Raw genomic sequence first — 19,976 nt, forward strand, 5'->3', positions numbered from 1 at the left:
GCGCGGGGGCCCTTCGACGACCGGCAGCCCCGGGCGGCCAGCCGCGGCTAGTCGTCCGACGCCGCCGGAGCGGTCGTCGCCTTCTTCGCCACCGTCTTCTTCGCGGCCGTCTTCTTGGTCGCCGTGGCCTTCTTCGCCGTCGTCGTCTTCTTGGCCGCCGTCTTCTTGGCGGTCGTCGTGGCCTTCTTGGCGGGCGCCTTCTTCGCCGGGGCCTTCTTGGCCGTCTTCTTCACCGGCCCCTTCGCCCGCTTCTCGGCGAGCAGTTCGTAGCCGCGCTCCGGCGTGATCGTCTCGACGTCGTCGTCCCGCCGCAGCGTCGCGTTCGTCTCGCCGTCCGTCACGTACGGACCGAAGCGGCCGTCCTTCACCACCACCGGCTTCTCGCTCACCGGGTCGGTGCCCAGTTCCTTGAGCGGGGGCTTGGCCGCGGCCCGTCCGCGCTGCTTCGGCTGCGCGTAGATGGCGAGCGCCTCGTCCAGCGTGATCGAGAACAGCTGGCCCTCGGTCTCCAGGGACCGCGAGTCCGTGCCCTTCTTCAGGTACGGGCCGTAGCGGCCGTTCTGGGCCGTGATCTCCACGCCCTCCGCGTCGGCTCCGACGACCCTGGGCAGGGACATCAGCTTGAGCGCCTCGTCCAGGGTGACCGTGTCCAGACTCATCGACTGGAACAGCGAGGCCGTCCGCGGCTTGACCGCGTTCTTGCCGGTCTTCGGCGTGCCCTCGGGCAGGATCTCCGTCACGTACGGCCCGTAGCGGCCGTCCTTCGCGACGATCTGGTTCCCGCTGACGGGGTCGGTGCCCAGCTCGAACTCGCCGCTCGGCTTCGCGAAGAGTTCCTCCGCGTACTCCACCGTCAGCTCGTCGGGAGCCATGTCGTCCGGGACGTCGGCCCGCTGGTGGCCTTCGGCGTCCTTCTCGCCGCGCTCCACGTACGGCCCGTAGCGGCCGACGCGCAGCACGATTCCCTCGCCGACGGGGAAGGAGGAGATCTCCCGGGCGTCGATGGCGCCGAGGTCCGTGACGAGTTCCTTGAGACCACCGAGGTGGTCGCCGTCGGCCGGTACGACCTCGGACGCGTCCTCGGCGCCGAAGTAGAACCGCTTCAGCCACGGCACGGACTGGGCCTCGCCCCGCGCGATGCGGTCGAGGTCGTCCTCCATCTTCGCCGTGAAGTCGTAGTCGACGAGCCGGCCGAAGTGCGTCTCCAGCAGGTTGACCACGGCGAACGACAGGAAGGACGGCACGAGGGCCGTGCCCTTCTTGAAGACGTAGCCGCGGTCGAGGATGGTGCCGATGATCGACGCGTAGGTCGAGGGACGGCCGATCTCGCGCTCTTCCAGCTCCTTGACCAGCGAGGCCTCGGTGTACCGGGCCGGCGGCTTGGTCGAGTGGCCGTCCACCGTGATCTCCTCGGCCGACAGCGCGTCGCCCTCGGCGACCTGCGGCAGCCGCTTCTCACGGTCGTCGAGCTCGGCGTTCGGGTCGTCCGCGCCCTCGACGTAGGCCTTCATGAAGCCGTGGAAGGTGATCGTCTTGCCGGACGCGCTGAACTCGGCGTCACGGCCGTCGGCGGCGCGTCCACCGATCTTCACGGTCACGGAGTTTCCGACCGCGTCCTTCATCTGGGAGGCGACGGTCCGCTTCCAGATGAGTTCGTACAGACGGAACTGGTCGCCGGTCAGGCCGGTCTCGGCCGGAGTGCGGAAACGATCACCCGAGGGTCGGATCGCCTCGTGCGCCTCCTGCGCGTTCTTGACCTTGCCGGCGTACACGCGCGGCTTCTCCGGCAGGTAGTCGGCTCCGTAGAGCTGGGTGACCTGCGCCCGCGCCGCGTTCACCGCGGTGTCGGAGAGCGTCGTGGAGTCGGTACGCATATAGGTGATGAAGCCGTTCTCGTACAGCTTCTGTGCCACCTGCATCGTCGCCTTCGCACCGAAGCCGAGCTTGCGCGAGGCCTCCTGCTGGAGCGTCGTCGTGCGGAACGGGGCGTACGGGGAGCGACGGTACGGCTTCGACTCGACCGAGCGGACGGCGAACGAAGCGCTCTCCAGCGAGGTGGCGAGCGCCCGGGCGCCGGCCTCGTCGAGGTGCAGGACCTCGCTCTTGAGCTTGCCGTTCGAACCGAAGTCACGGCCCTGGGCGACGCGCTTGCCGTCGACCGTGTTCAGGCGGGCGACCAGCGTCGAGGGGTCGGAGGCGTCACCGGCCCGGCCGGTGCCGAAGGTGCCGGTCAGGTCCCAGTACTCGGCGGAACGGAAGGCGATGCGCTCGCGTTCCCGCTCGACGACGAGGCGGGTGGCCACCGACTGGACGCGGCCCGCCGACAGCTTCGGCATGACCTTCTTCCACAGGACCGGCGAGACCTCGTAGCCGTAGAGGCGGTCGAGGATGCGTCGGGTCTCCTGGGCGTCGACCATGCGCTGGTTGAGTTCGCGCGGGTTGGCGACGGCGTCGCGGATCGCGTCCTTGGTGATCTCGTGGAAGACCATCCGGTGGACGGGGACCTTGGGCTTGAGGACTTCCTGCAGGTGCCACGCGATGGCTTCGCCCTCGCGGTCCTCATCGGTGGCGAGGAAGAGTTCGTCGGACTCGGCCAGCAGCTCCTTGAGCTTCCTGACCTGGGCCTTCTTGTCCGCGTTGACGACGTAGATCGGCGCGAAGTCGTGTTCGACGTCCACGCCGAGGCGACGGACCTCGCCGGTGTACTTGTCGGGAACCTCGGCCGCGCCACTGGGGAGGTCGCGGATGTGCCCGACGCTCGCCTCGACGACGTATCCCGGGCCGAGGTAGCCCTTGATCGTCTTCGCCTTGGCAGGGGACTCGACGATGACGAGTCGGCGGCCGCCCTTTGCGGTCTCGCTAGTCGGGGACAACTTGGCTCTTCTCTCCGGTCGGCACTCGGTCGCGGTACGGCGACGCTGCGGAGTGTGACGGTACAACCCGCACCCGTGTCAAACGGCACAAGCCCGCAACGGCCACTCGAACGGTAACCCGACAAGTGCCGTTTCTGCCGCCCGGATGCCACGGCGGACCCCTCACGGTCACCGGCCAGAGTGGCCTGGGGGCCGTCTGGCCCCGGCCCGCGCACCACCGCCGGCCCTTGCGACGTCGGGTTTCCCACTCGGGGAACATCTTCCGGGACGGCCGCCTCAGAACCGCTGGAGGCACCAGACGCCGAGGGCCAGCGAGCCGGCTCCGGACAGGAGCGCGAGGGGCACGGCGACGGCGGGGCGTACGCCCTCGGCCACCGGCGCACGGTGCAGCGCACGCGCTCCCGTCCAGCCGAGCAGAGCGGCTCCGAACAGCAGGAACACGAGCGCGGAGAAGATCGCCGGACCGCGTTCCATGCCGTTCCCCCCTTGCTTCCGGGCCGCTCGGGGATCCCCCCGGATCCCACTTCCCGGGAGCCTGCCGGCCGAGGAGGTACGGCAGGCGAACCCAGGGTTACATCACGGCTTCGACATCGACGCCGCCGCCCGGTCGCGCGCGCCGCGTGCCGGCCACGCCCGCCCCGGGCCTACGGCGCGGGATCGCGCACGGGATCCAGGAAGCCCTGCTCCACCAGCATCCGGATCGCCTCCGGGGTCCGGTCCCGCAGCACCACCGGGTCCTCCTGCATCAGCTGGGCGATGGCGTCCAGGATCCGGCCCGCGCTGAGTGAGCCGTCACACACTCCGGCGAACCCGGCCCCGACGGTGTCCACCTTCGTGGCCCGGCGCATTCCGCGGTTCTGCCGGAGCACGACATGCTCGGGGTCCTCCGCGCCGGGCGCGCCGACCTGCTCCTGGACGATCTCCTCGGCCAGGACGAAGTACCCCGACAGCAGCGCCGCGTCGTCGTGTTCGCGCAGGTAGTCCTGGCGGGCGAAATGCGCCAGGACGGCCTCGCCCAGCGGCTGCTCCACCGAGTGCGGCCATTCCTCGACCACGATCGACGGCTCGGCCGCGTCCGTACGGCGCAGCGTGATCCAGCCGAAGCCGACCGCCTTGGTCTTGCGGGCCTCGAACTCGTCCAGCCAGTCCGCGTAGCGGCGCTCGTACTCGGCGGGATCGCTGCGGTGGTCGCCCGCGTCCCTCAGCCACAGTTCCGCGTACTGCGTCACGTCCTGCACGTCGCGCTGCACGATCCACGCGTCGCAGCCGCGCGGCACCCAGGAGCGGAGCCGGTCGTGCCAGTCCTCGCCCTCGACGTGCTGCCAGTTGCCGAGGAACTGCGCGTACCCGCCCGGGTTCAGGTGCTCACCGGCCTGCTGGACCAGGGTCCGGCACAGGTCGTCTCCGCCCATGCCGCCGTCGCGGTACGTGAGGCGGGCGCCGGGGGAGATCACGAAGGGCGGGTTCGACACGATCAGGTCGTAGGTGGTGTCGCCGACCGGCTCGAAGAGGGAACCGGCGAGCAGTTCGGCCTCGGCCTCCCCGGACAACGCCAACGTCAAACGGGTGAACTCCAGGGCCCTCGGGTTGACATCGGTGGCCGTGACCCGTGTCGCGTGCCGGGCCGCGTGCAGGGCCTGGATGCCCGATCCGGTGCCGACGTCGAGCGCCGAGCCCACGGGGACGCGGACGGTGATTCCGGCCAAAGTCGTGGAGGCGCCGCCCACTCCCAGCACCACGCCCTCCTCACGACGGCCGATGCCGCCGGCCCCGCCCACGGCGCAACCCAGGTCGGAGACGATGAACCAGTCCTCGCCGTCCGGTCCGCCGTACGGGCGCACGTCGACGGTGGCGTACACCTCGTCGCCCTCCCGCCGCAGCCACCCGTCCTCCAGCGCCGCGTCGACGGGCAGCGCCGCGCGGGCGTGTCCGTACGGCACGGGCTGCCGGAGCAGGAACAGCCGGACCAGGCCGGCGAGCGGGTCGTCCGCGCGGCCCCGGGTGGCGCGCAGGGCGGGGACGGTCTCGCTGCGGGCCAACGCGGCGTAGGCGGGGGCGCCGAGCAGGTCGAGCAGCCCGTCGGCGGTGAAGCCGGCGGCCAGCAGGGCGGCGCGGAGCGCGGCGGCACGGTCGGGCGAGGGAAGGCTGGTGGTACTCACGCGTCCATTGTGGCCGCTGCCCCCGGCAATCGCGGCAGCCCACCCCGGGCATTCGGTGCGCACCACGCGCCCGGACCCCGATCGGGCAGCCCCGGACCGCGATCAGGCCGCGATCGGGACGATCAGGGGCGGAACAGGGCGGGAAACACCGACGGGGCGGGCGGTGTCCGTCGAGGACCCCGGCCGCCCCGGTCGACGTGCGTCCGCGCACGCGACGGCGGCGGGGCGGGGTCACCCACCGGCCCGCCGCCTCCGCGCTAACCGGCCGTCGTCGTCTGGACCTGGCAGCCCGGCTGACCGTTCATCGCCTTGTCCAGGCCTCCCGTCTTCAGCTTGTCCAGGGCTTGCTTGCCGCCCTGGGTCGCCGCCTCCAGTCCGCCGGCCACCTCCTTGAGGCCCTCGGCGAACTTCGTCTGGTCCTTGACGTCGAGGGCGTCCATCTTCACCTTGAGGTCGGCGTAGCCCTTGGAGGTCGCCGCGAAGCCCTGGACAGCGGCGTTCTGCGTCTCCTCGCCGCCCTTGACCGGCGGAACTCCCGCTCCGGTCAGAGCGGTCCCCATGGACTTGTACGCCTCGGACATGACCTGGAACGCCGCCGAGTCGGTCTGTTGGACCTCCTCCGGCTTGCTGCTCTCCGTGGCCACGCGCTTGATGTCGACGTTGGAACTTTCGATCTTCTTGAGTTGGGGTCCCCACGCGTCACAGACCTTCTTGGCCCACGCGTCGGTCTTCTTCTGCCCGTCGTCCTCGCCGCCGCATCCGGACAGCACGAGCATCAGCACCGCACCGCCGGACACTGCGGCCGCAAACTTCTTGTTCACCGGATTGGTCCCTTCGAAGACTCTCGGCCCGGAAGATACACGCCCACCCTGGGCGGACACGGAAAGGCGGACGGGCGGCGCGTCAGTCCGCGCCGCCCGTCCGCCTTTCGGGCGTACCCCCGAACCCCGTGCGGAACAGGGCCGCAGGCCGTTCGGGGCACCGGCCGGGAGCCGCTCGGGCCCCGGCACGGAGAGAGTCAGGAAACCACCGCGGGATCTGTGGGCTGCGCCACTCGCTCGGCCGCGCCGCCCTCACCCTCGTCACCCACGGCGATGCCGCGCCGCTTGGACACGTACACCGCGCCGATGATGACGGCGATGGCCAGGACCGCGACGACCGCCCGCACGGTCGGGCTGGTGTCGTCGCCGTAGCTGAACTGCACGATGGCCGGGGCGATCAGCAGGGCCACCAGGTTCATCACCTTGAGCAGCGGGTTGATGGCCGGGCCGGCGGTGTCCTTGAACGGGTCGCCGACGGTGTCGCCGATGACGACAGCGGCGTGGGCCTCGCTGCCCTTGCCTCCGTGATGGCCGTCCTCGACGAGCTTCTTCGCGTTGTCCCAGGCGCCGCCGGAGTTGGCGAGGAAGACCGCCATCAGGGTTCCGGTGCCGATGGCGCCCGCGAGGAACGAGCCGAGCGCGCCGACACCGAGCGAGAAGCCCACCGCGATCGGGGTGAGCACGGCGAGCAGGCCGGGCGTGGCGAGTTCGCGCAGCGCGTCCTTGGTGCAGATGTCCACGACGCGCCCGTACTCGGGCTTCTCGGTGTAGTCCATGATCCCGGGGTGCTCGCGGAACTGCCGGCGCACCTCGTAGACGACGGCGCCCGCGGAGCGGGAGACGGCGTTGATGGCGAGTCCGGAGAACAGGAACACGACGGCCGCGCCCAGGATCAGGCCGACCAGGTTGTTGGGCTGCGCGATGTCGAGGCTGAGGTTCATCTCCCCGGCCTTGGCACCGACTTGCTTGACCGCGGTGGCAATGGCGTCGTTGTACGAGCCGAAGAGCGCGGCGGCGGCGAGCACCGCGGTGGCGATCGCGATGCCCTTGGTGATGGCCTTGGTGGTGTTGCCGACGGCGTCAAGGTCGGTCAGGACCTGCGCGCCGGCGCCTTCGACGTCGCCGGACATCTCGGCGATGCCCTGCGCGTTGTCCGACACCGGACCGAAGGTGTCCATGGCGACGATGACGCCGACGGTGGTCAGCAGGCCGGTACCGGCCAGGGCCACCGCGAAGAGCGCCAGCATGATCGAGGTGCCGCCGAGCAGGAAGGCCCCGTACACGCCGAGGCCGATGAGCAGCGCGGTGTAGACGGCGGACTCCAGGCCCACCGAGATCCCGGCGAGGACGACGGTGGCCGCGCCGGTCAGCGAGGACTTGCCGATGTCCCGTACGGGGCGCCGGCTGGTCTCGGTGAAGTAGCCGGTCAGTTGCTGGATCAGGGCGGCGAGCACGATGCCGATGGCGACGGCGACGACGGCCAGGATCCGCGGGTCACCGGAGTGGTTGAGGATCGCCGGGTCCTCGACGCCGACGAGCTCCTTGTAGGTGGCCGGCAGGTACGCGTAGACGGCAATCCCGACGAGCACCAGGGAGATCGCGGCGGAGATGAAGAAGCCGCGGTTGATGGCGGTCATCCCGCTGCGGTCGGATCGGCGCGGGGACACCGCGAAGATGCCGATCATGGCGGTGACGACGCCGATGGCGGGGACGATCAGCGGGAACGCCAGGCCCAGGTCGCCGAAGGCGACCTTGCCGAGGATCAGCGCGGCCACGAGGGTGACGGCGTAGGACTCGAAGAGGTCGGCCGCCATGCCGGCGCAGTCGCCGACGTTGTCGCCCACGTTGTCGGCGATGGTCGCGGCATTGCGGGGGTCGTCCTCCGGAATGCCCTGCTCGACCTTGCCGACCAGGTCGGCGCCGACGTCGGCGGCCTTGGTGAAGATGCCGCCGCCGACACGCATGAACATGGCGATCAGTGCGGCGCCGAGCCCGAAGCCCTCCAGGACCTTGGGGGCGTCGGCGGCGTAGACGAGCACGACGCAGGAGGCGCCGAGCAGGCCGAGGCCCACGGTGAACATGCCGACCACGCCACCGGTGCGGAAGGCGATCCTCATGGCCTTGTGGGCCACTTCGGTCAGGTCCTTGGCGGGTTCGCCCTCGGCGGGGGTCGCCTCCCGGGCGGCGGCGGCCACGCGGACGTTCGCGCGGACCGCGAGGCGCATGCCGATGTAGCCGGTGGCGGCCGAGAAGAGCGCGCCGACGAGGAAGAAGGCGGAGCGGCCCGCCCGCTGCGACCAGTCGTCGGCGGGGAGCAGGAAGAGCAGGAAGAACACCACGACGGCGAAGACGCCGAGGGTGCGCAGTTGCCGTCCGAGGTAGGCGTTGGCGCCTTCCTGAACAGCGGCGGCGATCTCCTTCATGCCGGTGGTGCCCTCGTCGGCTGCGAGCACCTGGCGGACCAGGATCTGCGCGACGACGAGTGCGAGAAGTGCGACCGCTGCAATCACGATCACGATGAGCCGATTGTCATCGGTGAGTACTGCGGCGGCCAGATCGGAGTTGCCGATCGGCGCGTTGGGGGTGAAGAGCCCCGTCATTCGTCCTCCTTGACGTGATGAGCTCAAGATGTGGACGGATTGTAGGGAGCGCGACCTGATCAAAACAGTGGGCGGGAAACGTAATTGGCCTGCTCTTGCTCCTCAGCAATGGATCACGTCACTCCATTACCCTCGAAAGTAGTAATGGGGCAAAGGCATTGACGCATGGTCATCGATCCGGGAATTTGCGCCCGGACAGCAGAAAAGGCCCCACGGAGCAGGGCCTTTGAAGATCGGACGATGTGAAAGTAGTCCCGTCAGGGGGCCGTCCATACGACGCATACCGTTCGTCCGGCACGCGACGCGGTACGGACCCACCCGTCGGACGCGACGGGGAGAGGGGAGGCGTGCGCGATCCGGCGCCCGGCAGGTCCATGGCACGCAGGACCCCGGCATGCGGGCGGGTGCGACGTCAGTGCAGACCGGGACCGAGCAGCGAGGCAGATCCGGCAGGCGGATCCGGCATCAGGGCACCTTGAAGATCCGATGCGCCGGCCGAAAATCGACCCCGAAGGGGCCGTTCCGGTGACAGAGGTCCTGACAAGGACCCCTACGGGAGTGCGGAAACCTTCGCCACGGGCCAGCTCATCCTGATGGTGCCGCCCGCTTCGCCACTGGTCACCTCGACGTCGTCGACGAGCCCACTGATCACGGCGAGGCCCATTTCGTCCTCACCCTCGTTGTCCGGGTCCAAGGCGGCCGCGATGCCCGACACGGCCTCGGCGGAACCGCCGGCCGGACCGGGAACGTCGTCGCCGACCTCGATGGAGAAAATTTTCTCCTCCTCGGTCAGGACGACCCGGACGGGACCGGTCAGTCCGTTGTTGCGGTGCAGCCCGACGGCACGCGAGCAGGCCTCACCCACGGCGAGGCGAACCTCGTCGAGGACGGCTTCCTCCACCCCGGCCCGGCGCGCCACGGCGGCCGCGACCAGGCGGGCCGTCCGGACGTGTTCGGGCTGGGCGCTGAAGCGCAGTTCAACGGTGGCCATGCGCGTCCCCCTCGGACTCTGGGCGCGGACCAACGGGCGCGCCTTGACAGGGGCCCGGACCGACCATGGTCCGGTACCCCCCGCTCCTCGTCGGCTCCTGACGGCGTTTCGGCCGCCGGAAACCGTCAGTCGGTGGCGTTGACGGCGTCTTCCACGGTCGTGTGGATCGGGAACACCTTGGTCAGACCGGTGATACGGAAGATCTTCAGGATGCGCTCCTGGTTGCAGACCAGACGCAGCGAGCCCTCGTGCGCACGAACACGCTTGAGGCCTCCCACGAGCACACCGAGGCCGGTGGAGTCGAGGAAGTCCACTCGCTCCATGTCGACAACCAAGTGGTAGCTGCCGTCGTTCACCAACTCCACCAACTGCTCGCGCAGCTTGGGCGCGGTATACACATCAATCTCGCCACCGACCTCTACGACCGTGCGGTCGCCGACAGTGCGAGTCGACAGGGACAGGTCCACGGATCCTCCAGCACCTTGCTATCGAGCGGCGCCCCCCAGGGGCCTCCCCATCCGAAGGTAGGAGAGGGATCGGCTGCCGCGATGGCATTCAATCACTTACCGGCAGGCGCGCACGACGCCTTGGGTCCATTGTCCCGCACGCCGGTGACACACTCGGTTCCAATGGCCAATACTCACCGTCCCGGTCGGCCCACGGCAGCCGCGGACTCTCGACCCACTCCGAGCACGGTCCTGGACCGGCTGGCACGGGGGCCTTCTCGAGCTGCGCGCATCACCCATACGGAGCACTTGCCCCCTCGGGCGGGTCGTCATGCGGTCTGGCCCGACCGCATCCGAACTGATGTCGTGGCCGCCATTCAGGCCGCCGGAATCGAACATCCGTGGGAACACCAGGCCGCGGCGGCCGAGCACGCCCTCGACGGCACGTCCGTGGTCGTGGCCACCGGTACCGCCTCGGGCAAGTCCCTGGCCTACCTGGCCCCCGTGCTCTCCGCCCTCGCGGACGGTGCCGAGGCCCCCAACGGCCGGGGCGCGACCGCCCTGTACCTGGCCCCCACCAAGGCCCTGGCGGCCGACCAGCGGCGCGCCGTACGGGAGCTGGCGAGCCCGCTGGGCAACGCGATCCGGCCCGCCGTCTACGACGGGGACACACCCGTCGAGGAACGCGAGTGGGTGCGCCAGTACGCGAACTACGTGCTCACCAACCCCGACATGCTGCACCGCGGGATCCTCCCCGCCCATCCGCGCTGGTCCTCGTTCCTGAAGGCGCTGCGCTACGTCGTGATCGACGAGTGCCACAGCTACCGGGGGGTATTCGGCTCCCACGTGGCCCAGGTACTGCGCCGATTGCGGCGGCTGTGCGCCCGTTACGGCTCGGAACCCGTCTTCCTGCTGGCCTCCGCGACCTCCAGCGACCCGGCGACCTCCGCGTCCCGGCTGACCGGCCTGAAGGTCGTGGAGGTCGCCGACGACGCCTCTCCGCGCGGCGAGGTGGTCTTCGCCCTGTGGGAGCCCCCGCTGACCGACATGAAGGGCGAGAAGGGCGCTCCCGTACGCCGTACGGCCACCGCCGAGACCGCCGACCTGCTGACCGACCTGGTGGTCCAGGGGGTCCGCACGGTGGCCTTCGTGCGATCACGGCGCGGCGCCGAGCTGATCGCCGTGATCGCCCAGGAGCGGCTCGCCGAGGTGGACCGGTCCTTGCCACGGCGGGTGGCCGCGTACCGGGGCGGTTACCTGCCCGAGGAGCGGCGCGCCCTGGAGCGGGCCCTGCACTCCGGGCAACTGCTGGGGCTCGCCGCCACCACCGCCCTGGAACTCGGCGTGGACGTCTCCGGCCTGGACGCGGTGCTGATCACCGGCTATCCGGGGACGCGGGCCTCCCTGTGGCAGCAGGCCGGGCGGGCCGGCCGCTCGGGGCAGGGCGCCCTGGCCGTCCTGGTGGCCCGTGACGACCCGCTGGACACCTACCTGGTCCACCACCCCGAGGCGCTGTTCCGGCGGCCCGTGGAGGCCACTGTGCTGGATCCGGACAACCCGTACGTGCTCGCCCCGCACCTGTGCGCGGCAGCCGCCGAGCTCCCGCTGACCGAGGCGGACCTTGAACTCTTCGGACCGGCGGCCGGCGGCCTCCTCCCGCAGCTGGAGGCGGCGAAGCTGCTGCGCCGCCGGGCCACGGCCTGGCACTGGACCCGACGGGAACGCGCCTCGGACCTGACCGACATCCGGGGTGGCGGGGGCCGTCCCGTACAGATCGTGGAGGCGGCCACCGGCCGGCTGCTCGGCACCGTCGACGAGTCGGCCTCCCACACCGCCGTCCACGACGGGGCCGTTCATCTCCACCAGGGCCGCACCTACCTGGTGAAACACCTCGACCTGGAGGACTCGGTCGCGCTGGTGGAGCAGGCCGATCCGCCGTTCTCCACCACCGCGCGCGACACCACGTCCATCGCCGTGCTGGAGACCGAGAGCGAGATCCCGTGGGGCCAGGGCAGGCTCTGCTTCGGCTCCGTCGAGGTCACCAACCAGGTCGTCTCCTACCTGCGGCGCAAGCTGATCTCCGGCGAGGTGCTCGGCGAGGCCAAGCTCGACCTGCCGCCGCGCACCCTGCGCACCCGGGCCGTCTGGTGGACGGTCACCGAGGACCAGCTCGACGAGGCCCGGATCAACCCGGAGATCCTCGGCGGCGCCCTGCACGCCGCCGAACACGCCTCCATCGGCCTTCTCCCGCTGTTCGCCACCTGCGACCGCTGGGACATCGGCGGGGTCTCCGTCCCCCTGCACCCCGACACCCTGCTGCCCACGGTGTTCGTCTACGACGGCCACCCCGGCGGCGCCGGGTTCGCGGAACGCGCCTTCGACACGGCCCGCACGTGGCTGACGGCCACCCGCGACGCCATCGCGGCCTGCGAATGCGAGGCGGGCTGCCCCTCCTGCATCCAGTCACCCAAGTGCGGCAACGGCAACGACCCCCTCCACAAACGCGGCGCCATCCGCCTGCTGACCCGTCTGCTCGCCGACGCCCCGGAGAACTGAACCGGCACACGCGTCCCGACCAGGGCCCCGCCGGACGAAGCGCACCGAAAGAGACCCGGCAAAGCAGCCCGAGGCGGGCGGGGCCGGGCAGGGCAGGGCGGCCAGGGCAGAGCAGGGCGGCCAGGGCAGAGCGGGCCGGGCAGGGCGGGTCAGGCCGGGGCCGGACGGGCAGGCCGGGGCAGGACGGGACTGCCCAGGCAGGGAGCGGGCCGCCCCGGCCACGGCGGCCCAGCGGGCAGCGGGGCGGCCCGCCGAGGACGGCCCGAGGACGGCTCGAGGACGGCGGCCCGAACGACACACTGGAGCCGCGTGGTGCCCCCGCCCGGTCCGCCTCCGCGCGCGCCCGGCCCCGCCGCCCCGGAAATCCGACGGGAGCCGATGGGCCGAACGGGTCGCGCACGGGCCCGAGCCGCCACCTCAGCGCCTCCCCCAGCGGCCCGCACAGCACGCCCTGCCACCCCGGACCAATCCCTATGCCGACCCCGGCAGCCACCGGTGCGGTGACCATCTGGTGCCCGCCAGAACCGCCGCACCGGCCGGGCTCACCGGCCGGCCGGCCCCCGGGCCGGGGCTCACGGATCCCGGGCCGGACTCACGGCGGTCGGCCCCCGGCCTGGGGAGGGCGTGTCGGCCGGGCCCGGGGCCAGGAGGGTGGATCGGCCGGGCCCCGGGCCCGGGAGGGCGTGTCGGCCGGGCCCCGGGGCAGGGGAGGGCGGGAGCGGCGGACCCGCCCGGGACGCGAGCGCGGGAGCGAAGGGGCCGGTCGGGGCACGGGCCACGACCTCGGCGACCTCGCCCTGAACGTCGCACGCGGTCAGACTCGCGCCCTGTGCCCGCGCCACCCGCACCGCCGTCGCGCAGGCGGCCTCGGGGCCGTGCGCCCATGTCGCCGCCGCGGCGAGGGCCGCCAGGTCCGCGGCCGCAGCCGCCCGATGCCGCGCCACGACGGCCTGACCGAGCAACAGGACACCCCCGAACACCGCCCCCAGCACCGTCGTCACCAACGCCGCCCACACGGTGGCGGAGCCCCGGTCCCGCCTCACGGCGGCGGCCCCACGCTGTCCTCCGCCAAGGCCACCGCCTGGGCACCGAGGCGTACCGGCAGCCCGCCCGGCCCGGGCGCCGGCGCCGCGACCCGAACCCTCCACAGGTCCCCCATCCGCTCCAAACGCACCTCCGCTCCCCGCGGGGCGGCGGCTCCGGCCGCCGCCACCACGATCTCCGCTGGCTCCGAGCGGGCTGCGGCCCGAGCCCCCGCGCGGGCCGCGTCCACGCACCGGATCTGCGCGGCCGCCGCCATCAGCGCCCACACCAGCAGCGCCGCGAACAACACCAGCGCCGGAATCACCAGAGCCGCCTCCGCGGTCACATATCCGCGGTCGCCCTTTCCGTCCGCGTTTCCCTCAGAACGGCACATCGAGCGCCTTCCCGATGGTCGACTGAAGGGCCGTCGACACCACGTCGCTCGTGACCACCTTGTACAGAACGGCAGCGAACGCACACGCCGCGATCGTGCCCATGGCGTATTCCGAAGTCGACATCCCGGCATCGCGACCGCGGCCACTGAGCGCGGACCGCACTCGAAACCAGATGATCCTCATGACAACCTCCTGTTTGATTTCGCTCTTGATGTGATTTCAGGTTTTGACTTCAAGTGCCCGAGAGGAGACCAGCAGCCATCCCAATCACCACTGGAGCCACTCCCACCACAAGAAATGCGGGGAGGAAACACAGCCCCACGGGCGCGGTGACGAGTACGGCGGCCCGCTGCGCCCGGGTCGTGGCCTGTCGGGCCCGGTCCGCCCTGAGGGCCGACGCCAGGCGGGAGACCGGCTCGGCGGCCGGGGCCCCCGTGCGAGCGGCCCGCTCCAGGCACTCCGCCAGCTCCCGGGCGCCCGGTATCTCCGCCAACCTCCCCCACCCCGAACCCGGTTCGCCGCCGAGCCGCAGTTCCGCCCCGGCCACCGCCAGTCGCTCCCCCACGGGGCCGCCCAGCGACTCCCCGACCACCTCGGCCGCCTCCACCGGACCGGCCCCGGCCGCGAGACAGGCCGCCAACAGGTCTGCGGCAAAGGGAAGTTGACGCTCCACCTCACGGGGGTCCGCTCCGACCGACGATGCTGCGGCCCTCGATCGCAGGCGCCGTACCGCGTACGCCGCGCCGCACCCGACCAGGACACCCGCCACGCCGCCGATCAGTACCCAGGCCGCCACCAGAGCGCCGGCCGGCCACGACCACGTGATGATCCGATCTCGCGCCCGGGGCCCGACCAGCGGCCCGCGCGGACCTGCTCGCACCTTCAGCAATGCCCCGATCCGCCGCCGGGTCTTCCGCCGCCGGACTCCCGACGCGGCTGCCGATCCCACGCACGACACCGCCACCGCGAGGCACAACGCCACCCCCAGCCGGTGGACCCACGCCTCATCCATCACCGCTCCCCCGCCCGTACGATCCGTCGGCACCACAACATTCCCAGCGCCTCCAGCACCGCGCCCGCCACCAGGCAGCCCCACCCCATCGGGGTGTGCAGCAGGACCGCGAGCGGGTCCGCCCCGAGGCCGGTACCGATCACCAGCCCCACCAGAGGCAACAAAGCCAGCACCACCGCCGTCGAGCGAGCTCCGGCCAACTGGGCCCGCAGTGACTCCTCCCGGTCCCGTTCCGCTCGCAAGGCCCCTTCCAGTCGGTCGAGTCCGGCTGCCAGGCCGGCGCCGCCGTCCACGGAGACCCGCCAGCAGGCCGCCATCCCGGCCAGCCCCTCCGCGCCCGGCTCCCGCGACGCCTCACGCAGTGCCCGGGCCACATCGCCGCCGAAAGCCGCTGCGGCCAGCACCCCGGCCTCCACCGCACCCAGACCACCAGCGCCCGACGCAGTGCGTCTCAGCGCCGCGCCCAGGGCCTGACCGGGCTGCGCCCCCGCCCTCAGTTCCCCCACGGTGACCCCGCACAACGCGATCACGTCGGCGGCCCGGGCCTCCCTGGACCGTTCCCGGTCCCGGCCCCTCAACCATCTCCGCAGCAGCGGCGCCGAGACCGCCCCCAGTGCCAGCGGAACCACGGAACCGCCGAGCAACGCCACCAACACCCCGACCCCGACGCCGGACCACTCCCGCCATCGCGCGGCCAGCACCCGGACCGCGATCAGCAGCCGCTCCCGAAGCGCTGGTCCGGCCGGCACCACCGGGGCGCCATCGACCGGCAACAACCGGGCCCGTCGGGACATCTGATCGCCTCCGGCCAACATCCAGGCGGCGGCACCGGCGCAGAGCACCCCGGCGAGCACCGGCACCGAGCCCGCCACCCCGACCGTCCCGGCGCTCATCGGGAAACCTCCAACAGCGGACCGAGCCGGGCCCAGCCCCTTTCCCGTGCGAACCCTCGCGCGGACCAGAGCAACGCGGGCACCGTCACCACCAGCCCGGCCGGGTCCCGTTCGAGGACGTGCACCTCGGCCACCCGGCGCTGCCCGGCCCGGTCTCGAACCAGGTGGATCACCAGGGTCAGTGCGGCCGCCAACTGGCTGTGCAGAGCGGCGCGATCGAGCCCCGCGGCCGTACCGAGCGCCTCCAACCGCGCCGGCACATGCGCTGCCGCATTGGCATGCACAGTGCCGCAGCCCCCTTCATGGCCCGTATTGAGGGCGGCCAGCAGGTCCGCCACCTCCGGGCCCCGCACTTCCCCGACCACCAGCCGATCGGGGCGCATCCTCAACGCCTGCCGGACCAGATCTGCCAGGGTGACGAGACCTGCTCCCTCCTGATTCGCGGGCCGGGTCTCCAGCCGCACCACGTGCGGATGGTCGGGGCGCAGCTCGGCCGAGTCCTCGGCCAGTACGATCCGTTCACCCGGTCCGACCAGGCTCAACAGGGCGCTCAGCAGGGTGGTCTTGCCCGTCCCGGTGCCTCCGGAGACGAGGAAGGAGAGCCGGGCCTCGACCATCGCCCGGAGCAGTTCATGCCCACCCGGCGGCAGGGTCCCCGCGGTCACCAACTCGTCCAACGTGAATGCCTTCGGCCGTACGACGCGCAGTGACAGGCAGGCGGATCCGACGGCCACCGGTGGCAGCACGGCATGCAGTCGGGTGCCGTCCGGCATCCGGGCGTCCACCCAGGGCCGGGCGTCGTCGAGGCGCCGTCCCGCTACGGCGGCCAGCCGTTGCGCGAGCCTGCGTACCGCCGCGGCGTCGGCGAAGGTCACCCCGGTGAGTTCCAGCCCTCCTCCGCGGTCCACCCACACCCGGTCGGGTGCGGCCACCAGCACGTCGGTGACCTCGGGGTCGGCGAGGAGCGCCTCCAACGGGCCGGCGCCGACCAGTTCTGACCGTAACTCGGCTGCCGCACCGAGCACTTCCGCGTCTCCGAGCAGCCGGCCCTGAGCCCGCAGGGCCGCCGCGACCCTGGCCGGGGTCGGCTCCGCGCCGCTCTCCGCGAGCCGTTGCCGCACCGCGTCCAGAAGCAGCGCGCTCATGCCGGCACCCCCTGGGCGGATCCGAGAGCCCGCCGCCAGAAGCCGTCGCAGAAGCGGGCCAGGGCGCCCCGCCCGCGGGACCCCGGCGGTTCCCCCTCGGCCACCCGTCCCGGCAGTCCCACCTCGACCGGCACCTCGCCGGCCAGGGGGGCACCCAGCAGCCGGGCCACGGCTTCGGCATCGAGCCCCTCGGGGCAGCGTCCCCGTACGACCACGCGGACGTCCCGGGCGACCATCCGCACCCCTGCCGCCACCCGCCCGGCTGCGGCCACGGCCCTCAACTCCCCGGGCACCAGCATCAGTACGAGATCCAACTGGGCCAGCACCTCGGCCACCGCCTCGTCCACCCGTCGGGGCAGATCGACGACGACCACGCCGCCGCGGCGGCGGGCCGCGGCGACCACCGAGCGCATCGCGGCGGGCGGCACCACGACCCGGTCCCCTCGGTCCCAGCTGAGCACCCGAAGCGCGTGCAGTTCCGGCAGGGACTCCTCCAGCGCCCCGGCCCCGACCCGGCCCCGCGAGGCAGCGAAGTCCGGCCAGCGCAGCCCTTCGGCGCCCTCACCCCCGAGCAGGACGTCCATGCCCCCGCCGAGGGGGTCCCCGTCGATGAGGATGGTGCGTTCGCCGGCGCGCGCGGCCCGTACGGCGAGCGCGCAGGCCAGCGTCGACGCGCCGGCGCCGCCACTGCCTCCGATCACGCCGACCGCGAGGGCGGGGCGCCCGGCCCCTTCCACCACGTCGGCGATGCGGTCGACGAGTCGGTTCTCCGCCTCGGGGAGCCTCAGCACCTCCTCGGCGCCGATCTCCAACGCCCGCTGCCACACCAGCGGGTCGTCCAGATCCCGGCCGACGAGAAGGACCGCGTCCCGGCGGGGCGCGCCGCGGACCCGGCGTGCCGCGTCGTCCCCGACGAGCACGAGCGGGGCGGAGTCCCAACCGACGCTGCCAAGTGTCGATGCACGGAGATCGACGTTCTCTCCGTCACCCCCTCCCGGGGCCCCGGCTCCGTCCGGTTCGGGCACCGCGTGGTGGACGTGCGGTTCGGCGCCGGCGGCGGCGCACAGCCGCAGCAGGTCGTCGAGCAGCAGGGGGTCCTCGGTGATGATCAGCGGCCGGCCACCACCGGGCACGACCTCTTCCGCCCGCTTCGACGACCTTCCCCCACCGGACAGCTCGGACTCCGGTGCTTCACACGACTTCGATCCAGCCATGATCTCGGCCCCCTTCTCACTGCGAATCCACACACCGCGGACTTCGCGGCTGGAATCACCGTGCAGGGATCCGGAAAAAGAAGTGGATCTTGCTCGAAAACTGTGGACAAGAAGCCCTCTGTGAATAACTCCGCCACCCCATCGCGTGAGTCCAGAGCGCGCCGGAACCACTACACACAGTCACGAGTTCAAGGAGATGAGGGCCTTCGCGACGCAAGGCCGCCGAAGAGGAAGGGCCGGGGAAATGGTCACCACGGGCCGAAGGCAAAGGACGCAAACCGCGTCCGGACATGCGACGACCCCCGCCGGGGGGGAGAGCGGGGGTCGTCCCCACGGTCCGACTCGGGGGGGGAGGAGCCAGACCGGGTTAGCACGGTCGCGAACGATCCGTGACTTCCATGGTGTACCCGAGAGCCCTCTCAGGCAAACCCACGCGCCACACCTTACGCCGAATGGTGGGCGCATATGCTCGGGGCGTGGAAAATCAGCCCTTGCCGCACTCCTCGCCTCGGACCGCTGCCTTCTTCGACCTGGACAAGACGGTCATTGCGAAGTCGAGCACTCTGACGTTCAGCAAGTCCTTCTACCAGGGTGGCCTGATCAACCGGCGGGCCGTACTGCGCACCGCGTACACCCAGTTCTTCTTCTTGGTCGGCGGCGCCGACCACGATCAGATGGAGCGGATGCGGGAGTACCTGTCCGCCCTTTGCAAGGGGTGGAACGTCCAGCAGGTGCGCGAGATCGTCGCCGAAGCACTGCACGACCTCATCGACCCGATCATCTACGACGAGGCCGCGTCCCTCATCGAGGCCCACCACACGGCCGGCCGTGACGTGGTGATCGTGTCGACCTCCGGCGCCGAAGTGGTCGAGCCGATCGGCGAGATGCTCGGTGCGGACCGTGTCGTGGCCACCCGGATGGTGGTCGGCGACGACGGCTGCTTCACGGGCGAGATCGAGTACTACGCCTACGGACCGACGAAGGCGGAGGCCGTACGCGAGCTCGCCGAGTCTGAGGGGTACGACCTCGCGCGGTGCTACGCGTACAGCGACTCGATCACCGACGTGCCGATGTTGGAGGCGGTGGGACATCCCCATGCCGTCAATCCCGACCGGGCGTTGCGTCGCGAGGCGGTCGCACGGGAGTGGCCGGTGCTGGTGTTCAACAGGCCCGTGCGGTTGAAGCAGCGGCTGCCGGGGTCCATGACCTCCCGACCGGCCCTGGTGGCCGCCGCGGCGGTCGGCGCGGCCGCCGCCACGGCCGGGCTCGTCTGGTACGCGAGCCGGCGGCGGGCAGGCGCCTCCGCCGTATAGGCCGCCATCCTCACGACCCGGTACGACCCGGCGCTCACCGTCCGACCGCCGTCTGACCGCCGGCCGACCGCCGTCCGGCCGCCGACCGCCGACCGCCGACCGCCGACCGCCTCCGCCGCGCCGCAGCCCGTACGACGGGGGCGGTGGCCACGCGGTGGTTCCGGCTCCATGCGTTCGGCTCCACGCGCGTGGAGCCGAACGGCCCCGACGGAACAACATCGCGCCCGGAATCGAATGTCCGGATCGTCCAGGCTCATCCTGGAAAGTAAAGAAGTGGAGCCAGGGGTTTCGCTTGTCTCCGAAGCGGAGTACAAAGGAGTCAACGGCCCGCGAGACCAAAGAACATCCGAGAGGATCATCTTTAAAACGCAGTAAGGCCCACGGACCGAAGCATGAACGCCGAGCACCCACGCGACGTCGACCCGTCGATTACGGGCCAGCCGCACCAGGTGACGGGCAAAGTTCCCGACCTGATGGGCATACATTCGAGGACGCTTGGTAACTGGGCGCGAGTGCCAGCGGCGACACCAAGGCA

At 71.6% G+C, this 19,976-nt stretch carries 16 protein-coding genes; 2 read left to right on the top strand and 14 right to left on the bottom strand.

The features are described from left to right. Positions 1 to 47: 47 nt before the first annotated feature. From topA to bldG, 7 genes are all read right to left on the bottom strand, one after another. Entirely contained in the window at positions 48 to 2,873 is a 2,826-nt protein-coding gene (gene topA, locus OHA84_RS17170; protein WP_266970952.1) for a type I DNA topoisomerase, read from the bottom strand. A gap of 276 nt (positions 2,874 to 3,149) precedes the next feature. Next, positions 3,150 to 3,347, bottom strand: a complete 198-nt coding sequence (locus tag OHA84_RS17175; RefSeq protein WP_266970950.1) for a hypothetical protein — start codon at positions 3,345 to 3,347, stop codon at positions 3,150 to 3,152. A gap of 170 nt (positions 3,348 to 3,517) precedes the next feature. Next, on the bottom strand, positions 3,518 to 5,032 hold the full coding sequence (locus OHA84_RS17180; protein WP_266970948.1) for a methyltransferase: 1,515 nt from the start codon (positions 5,030 to 5,032) through the stop codon (positions 3,518 to 3,520). Positions 5,033 to 5,289: 257 nt separating this feature from the next. Next, complete coding sequence (locus OHA84_RS17185; RefSeq protein ID WP_053676887.1) at positions 5,290 to 5,853, bottom strand: hypothetical protein; 564 nt, start codon at positions 5,851 to 5,853, stop codon at positions 5,290 to 5,292. A 197-nt stretch (positions 5,854 to 6,050) separates the two neighbouring features. After that, complete coding sequence (locus tag OHA84_RS17190; RefSeq protein ID WP_053676888.1) at positions 6,051 to 8,453, bottom strand: sodium-translocating pyrophosphatase; 2,403 nt, start codon at positions 8,451 to 8,453, stop codon at positions 6,051 to 6,053. Positions 8,454 to 9,003: 550 nt separating this feature from the next. Then, positions 9,004 to 9,444, bottom strand: coding sequence for an ATP-binding protein (locus OHA84_RS17195; RefSeq protein WP_266970945.1), 441 nt, complete (start codon positions 9,442 to 9,444; stop codon positions 9,004 to 9,006). Positions 9,445 to 9,569: 125 nt separating this feature from the next. Further along, entirely contained in the window at positions 9,570 to 9,911 is a 342-nt protein-coding gene (gene bldG, locus OHA84_RS17200) for an anti-sigma factor antagonist BldG (RefSeq protein WP_008743037.1), read from the bottom strand. Between the two features lie 81 nt (positions 9,912 to 9,992). Between bldG and OHA84_RS17205 the strand changes: the two genes are divergently transcribed. Beyond that, on the top strand, positions 9,993 to 12,446 hold the full coding sequence (locus OHA84_RS17205; RefSeq protein ID WP_266970943.1) for a DEAD/DEAH box helicase: 2,454 nt from the start codon (positions 9,993 to 9,995) through the stop codon (positions 12,444 to 12,446). Between the two features lie 572 nt (positions 12,447 to 13,018). Here OHA84_RS17205 and OHA84_RS17210 read toward each other — a convergent pair. The 7 genes from OHA84_RS17210 to ssd all read right to left on the bottom strand — a co-directional run bounded on the left by OHA84_RS17210 (position 13,019) and on the right by ssd (position 18,128). Further along, positions 13,019 to 13,489, bottom strand: coding sequence for an Rv3654c family TadE-like protein (locus tag OHA84_RS17210; protein ID WP_266970941.1), 471 nt, complete (start codon positions 13,487 to 13,489; stop codon positions 13,019 to 13,021). Then, on the bottom strand, positions 13,486 to 13,863 hold the full coding sequence (locus tag OHA84_RS17215; protein WP_266948157.1) for a TadE family type IV pilus minor pilin: 378 nt from the start codon (positions 13,861 to 13,863) through the stop codon (positions 13,486 to 13,488). Before OHA84_RS17215 ends, OHA84_RS17210 begins: the two co-directional genes overlap by 4 nt. After that, positions 13,850 to 14,047 carry a DUF4244 domain-containing protein gene (locus OHA84_RS17220; RefSeq protein WP_053676892.1) on the bottom strand — a complete coding sequence of 66 codons (198 nt, stop codon included), beginning with the start codon at positions 14,045 to 14,047 and terminating at the stop codon, positions 13,850 to 13,852. The genes OHA84_RS17215 and OHA84_RS17220 overlap by 14 nt, the downstream gene beginning before the upstream one ends. Before the next feature lie 49 nt (positions 14,048 to 14,096). After that, complete coding sequence (locus OHA84_RS17225) at positions 14,097 to 14,537, bottom strand: type II secretion system F family protein (protein ID WP_323178884.1); 441 nt, start codon at positions 14,535 to 14,537, stop codon at positions 14,097 to 14,099. A 338-nt stretch (positions 14,538 to 14,875) separates the two neighbouring features. Next, the gene (locus OHA84_RS17230) at positions 14,876 to 15,769 is read right to left on the bottom strand and encodes a type II secretion system F family protein (protein WP_266970937.1); all 894 of its coding nucleotides are present in this window, start codon (positions 15,767 to 15,769) and stop codon (positions 14,876 to 14,878) included. After that, positions 15,766 to 16,914 carry a TadA family conjugal transfer-associated ATPase gene (locus tag OHA84_RS17235; RefSeq protein ID WP_053676894.1) on the bottom strand — a complete coding sequence of 383 codons (1,149 nt, stop codon included), beginning with the start codon at positions 16,912 to 16,914 and terminating at the stop codon, positions 15,766 to 15,768. The genes OHA84_RS17230 and OHA84_RS17235 overlap by 4 nt, the downstream gene beginning before the upstream one ends. Continuing rightward, positions 16,911 to 18,128, bottom strand: coding sequence for a septum site-determining protein Ssd (gene ssd, locus OHA84_RS17240; RefSeq protein WP_266970934.1), 1,218 nt, complete (start codon positions 18,126 to 18,128; stop codon positions 16,911 to 16,913). The genes OHA84_RS17235 and ssd overlap by 4 nt, the downstream gene beginning before the upstream one ends. Before the next feature lie 452 nt (positions 18,129 to 18,580). On the opposite strand from ssd, the gene OHA84_RS17245 reads away from it, so the two are divergent. Continuing rightward, positions 18,581 to 19,441 carry an HAD family phosphatase gene (locus tag OHA84_RS17245; RefSeq protein ID WP_053676896.1) on the top strand — a complete coding sequence of 287 codons (861 nt, stop codon included), beginning with the start codon at positions 18,581 to 18,583 and terminating at the stop codon, positions 19,439 to 19,441. Positions 19,442 to 19,976: the final 535 nt, after the last annotated feature.

Source organism: Streptomyces sp. NBC_00513 (assembly GCF_041431415.1).
GTDB lineage: Bacteria > Actinomycetota > Actinomycetes > Streptomycetales > Streptomycetaceae > Streptomyces.

Bases quoted from the DNA above. Each gene is read 5' to 3' on its own strand.
- OHA84_RS17175 (WP_266970950.1), bottom strand. From the start codon at position 3,347: ATGGAACGCGGTCCGGCGATCTTCTCCGCGCTCGTGTTCCTGCTGTTC.
- OHA84_RS17190 (WP_053676888.1), bottom strand. From the start codon at position 8,453: ATGACGGGGCTCTTCACCCCCAACGCGCCGATCGGCAACTCCGATCTG.
- OHA84_RS17195 (WP_266970945.1), bottom strand. From the start codon at position 9,444: ATGGCCACCGTTGAACTGCGCTTCAGCGCCCAGCCCGAACACGTCCGG.
- OHA84_RS17205 (WP_266970943.1), top strand. From the start codon at position 9,993: ATGGCATTCAATCACTTACCGGCAGGCGCGCACGACGCCTTGGGTCCA.
- OHA84_RS17215 (WP_266948157.1), bottom strand. From the start codon at position 13,863: ATGTGCCGTTCTGAGGGAAACGCGGACGGAAAGGGCGACCGCGGATAT.
- OHA84_RS17220 (WP_053676892.1), bottom strand. From the start codon at position 14,047: ATGAGGATCATCTGGTTTCGAGTGCGGTCCGCGCTCAGTGGCCGCGGT.
- OHA84_RS17230 (WP_266970937.1), bottom strand. From the start codon at position 15,769: ATGAGCGCCGGGACGGTCGGGGTGGCGGGCTCGGTGCCGGTGCTCGCC.
- OHA84_RS17235 (WP_053676894.1), bottom strand. From the start codon at position 16,914: ATGAGCGCGCTGCTTCTGGACGCGGTGCGGCAACGGCTCGCGGAGAGC.
- ssd (WP_266970934.1), bottom strand. From the start codon at position 18,128: ATGGCTGGATCGAAGTCGTGTGAAGCACCGGAGTCCGAGCTGTCCGGT.
- OHA84_RS17245 (WP_053676896.1), top strand. From the start codon at position 18,581: ATGGTGGGCGCATATGCTCGGGGCGTGGAAAATCAGCCCTTGCCGCAC.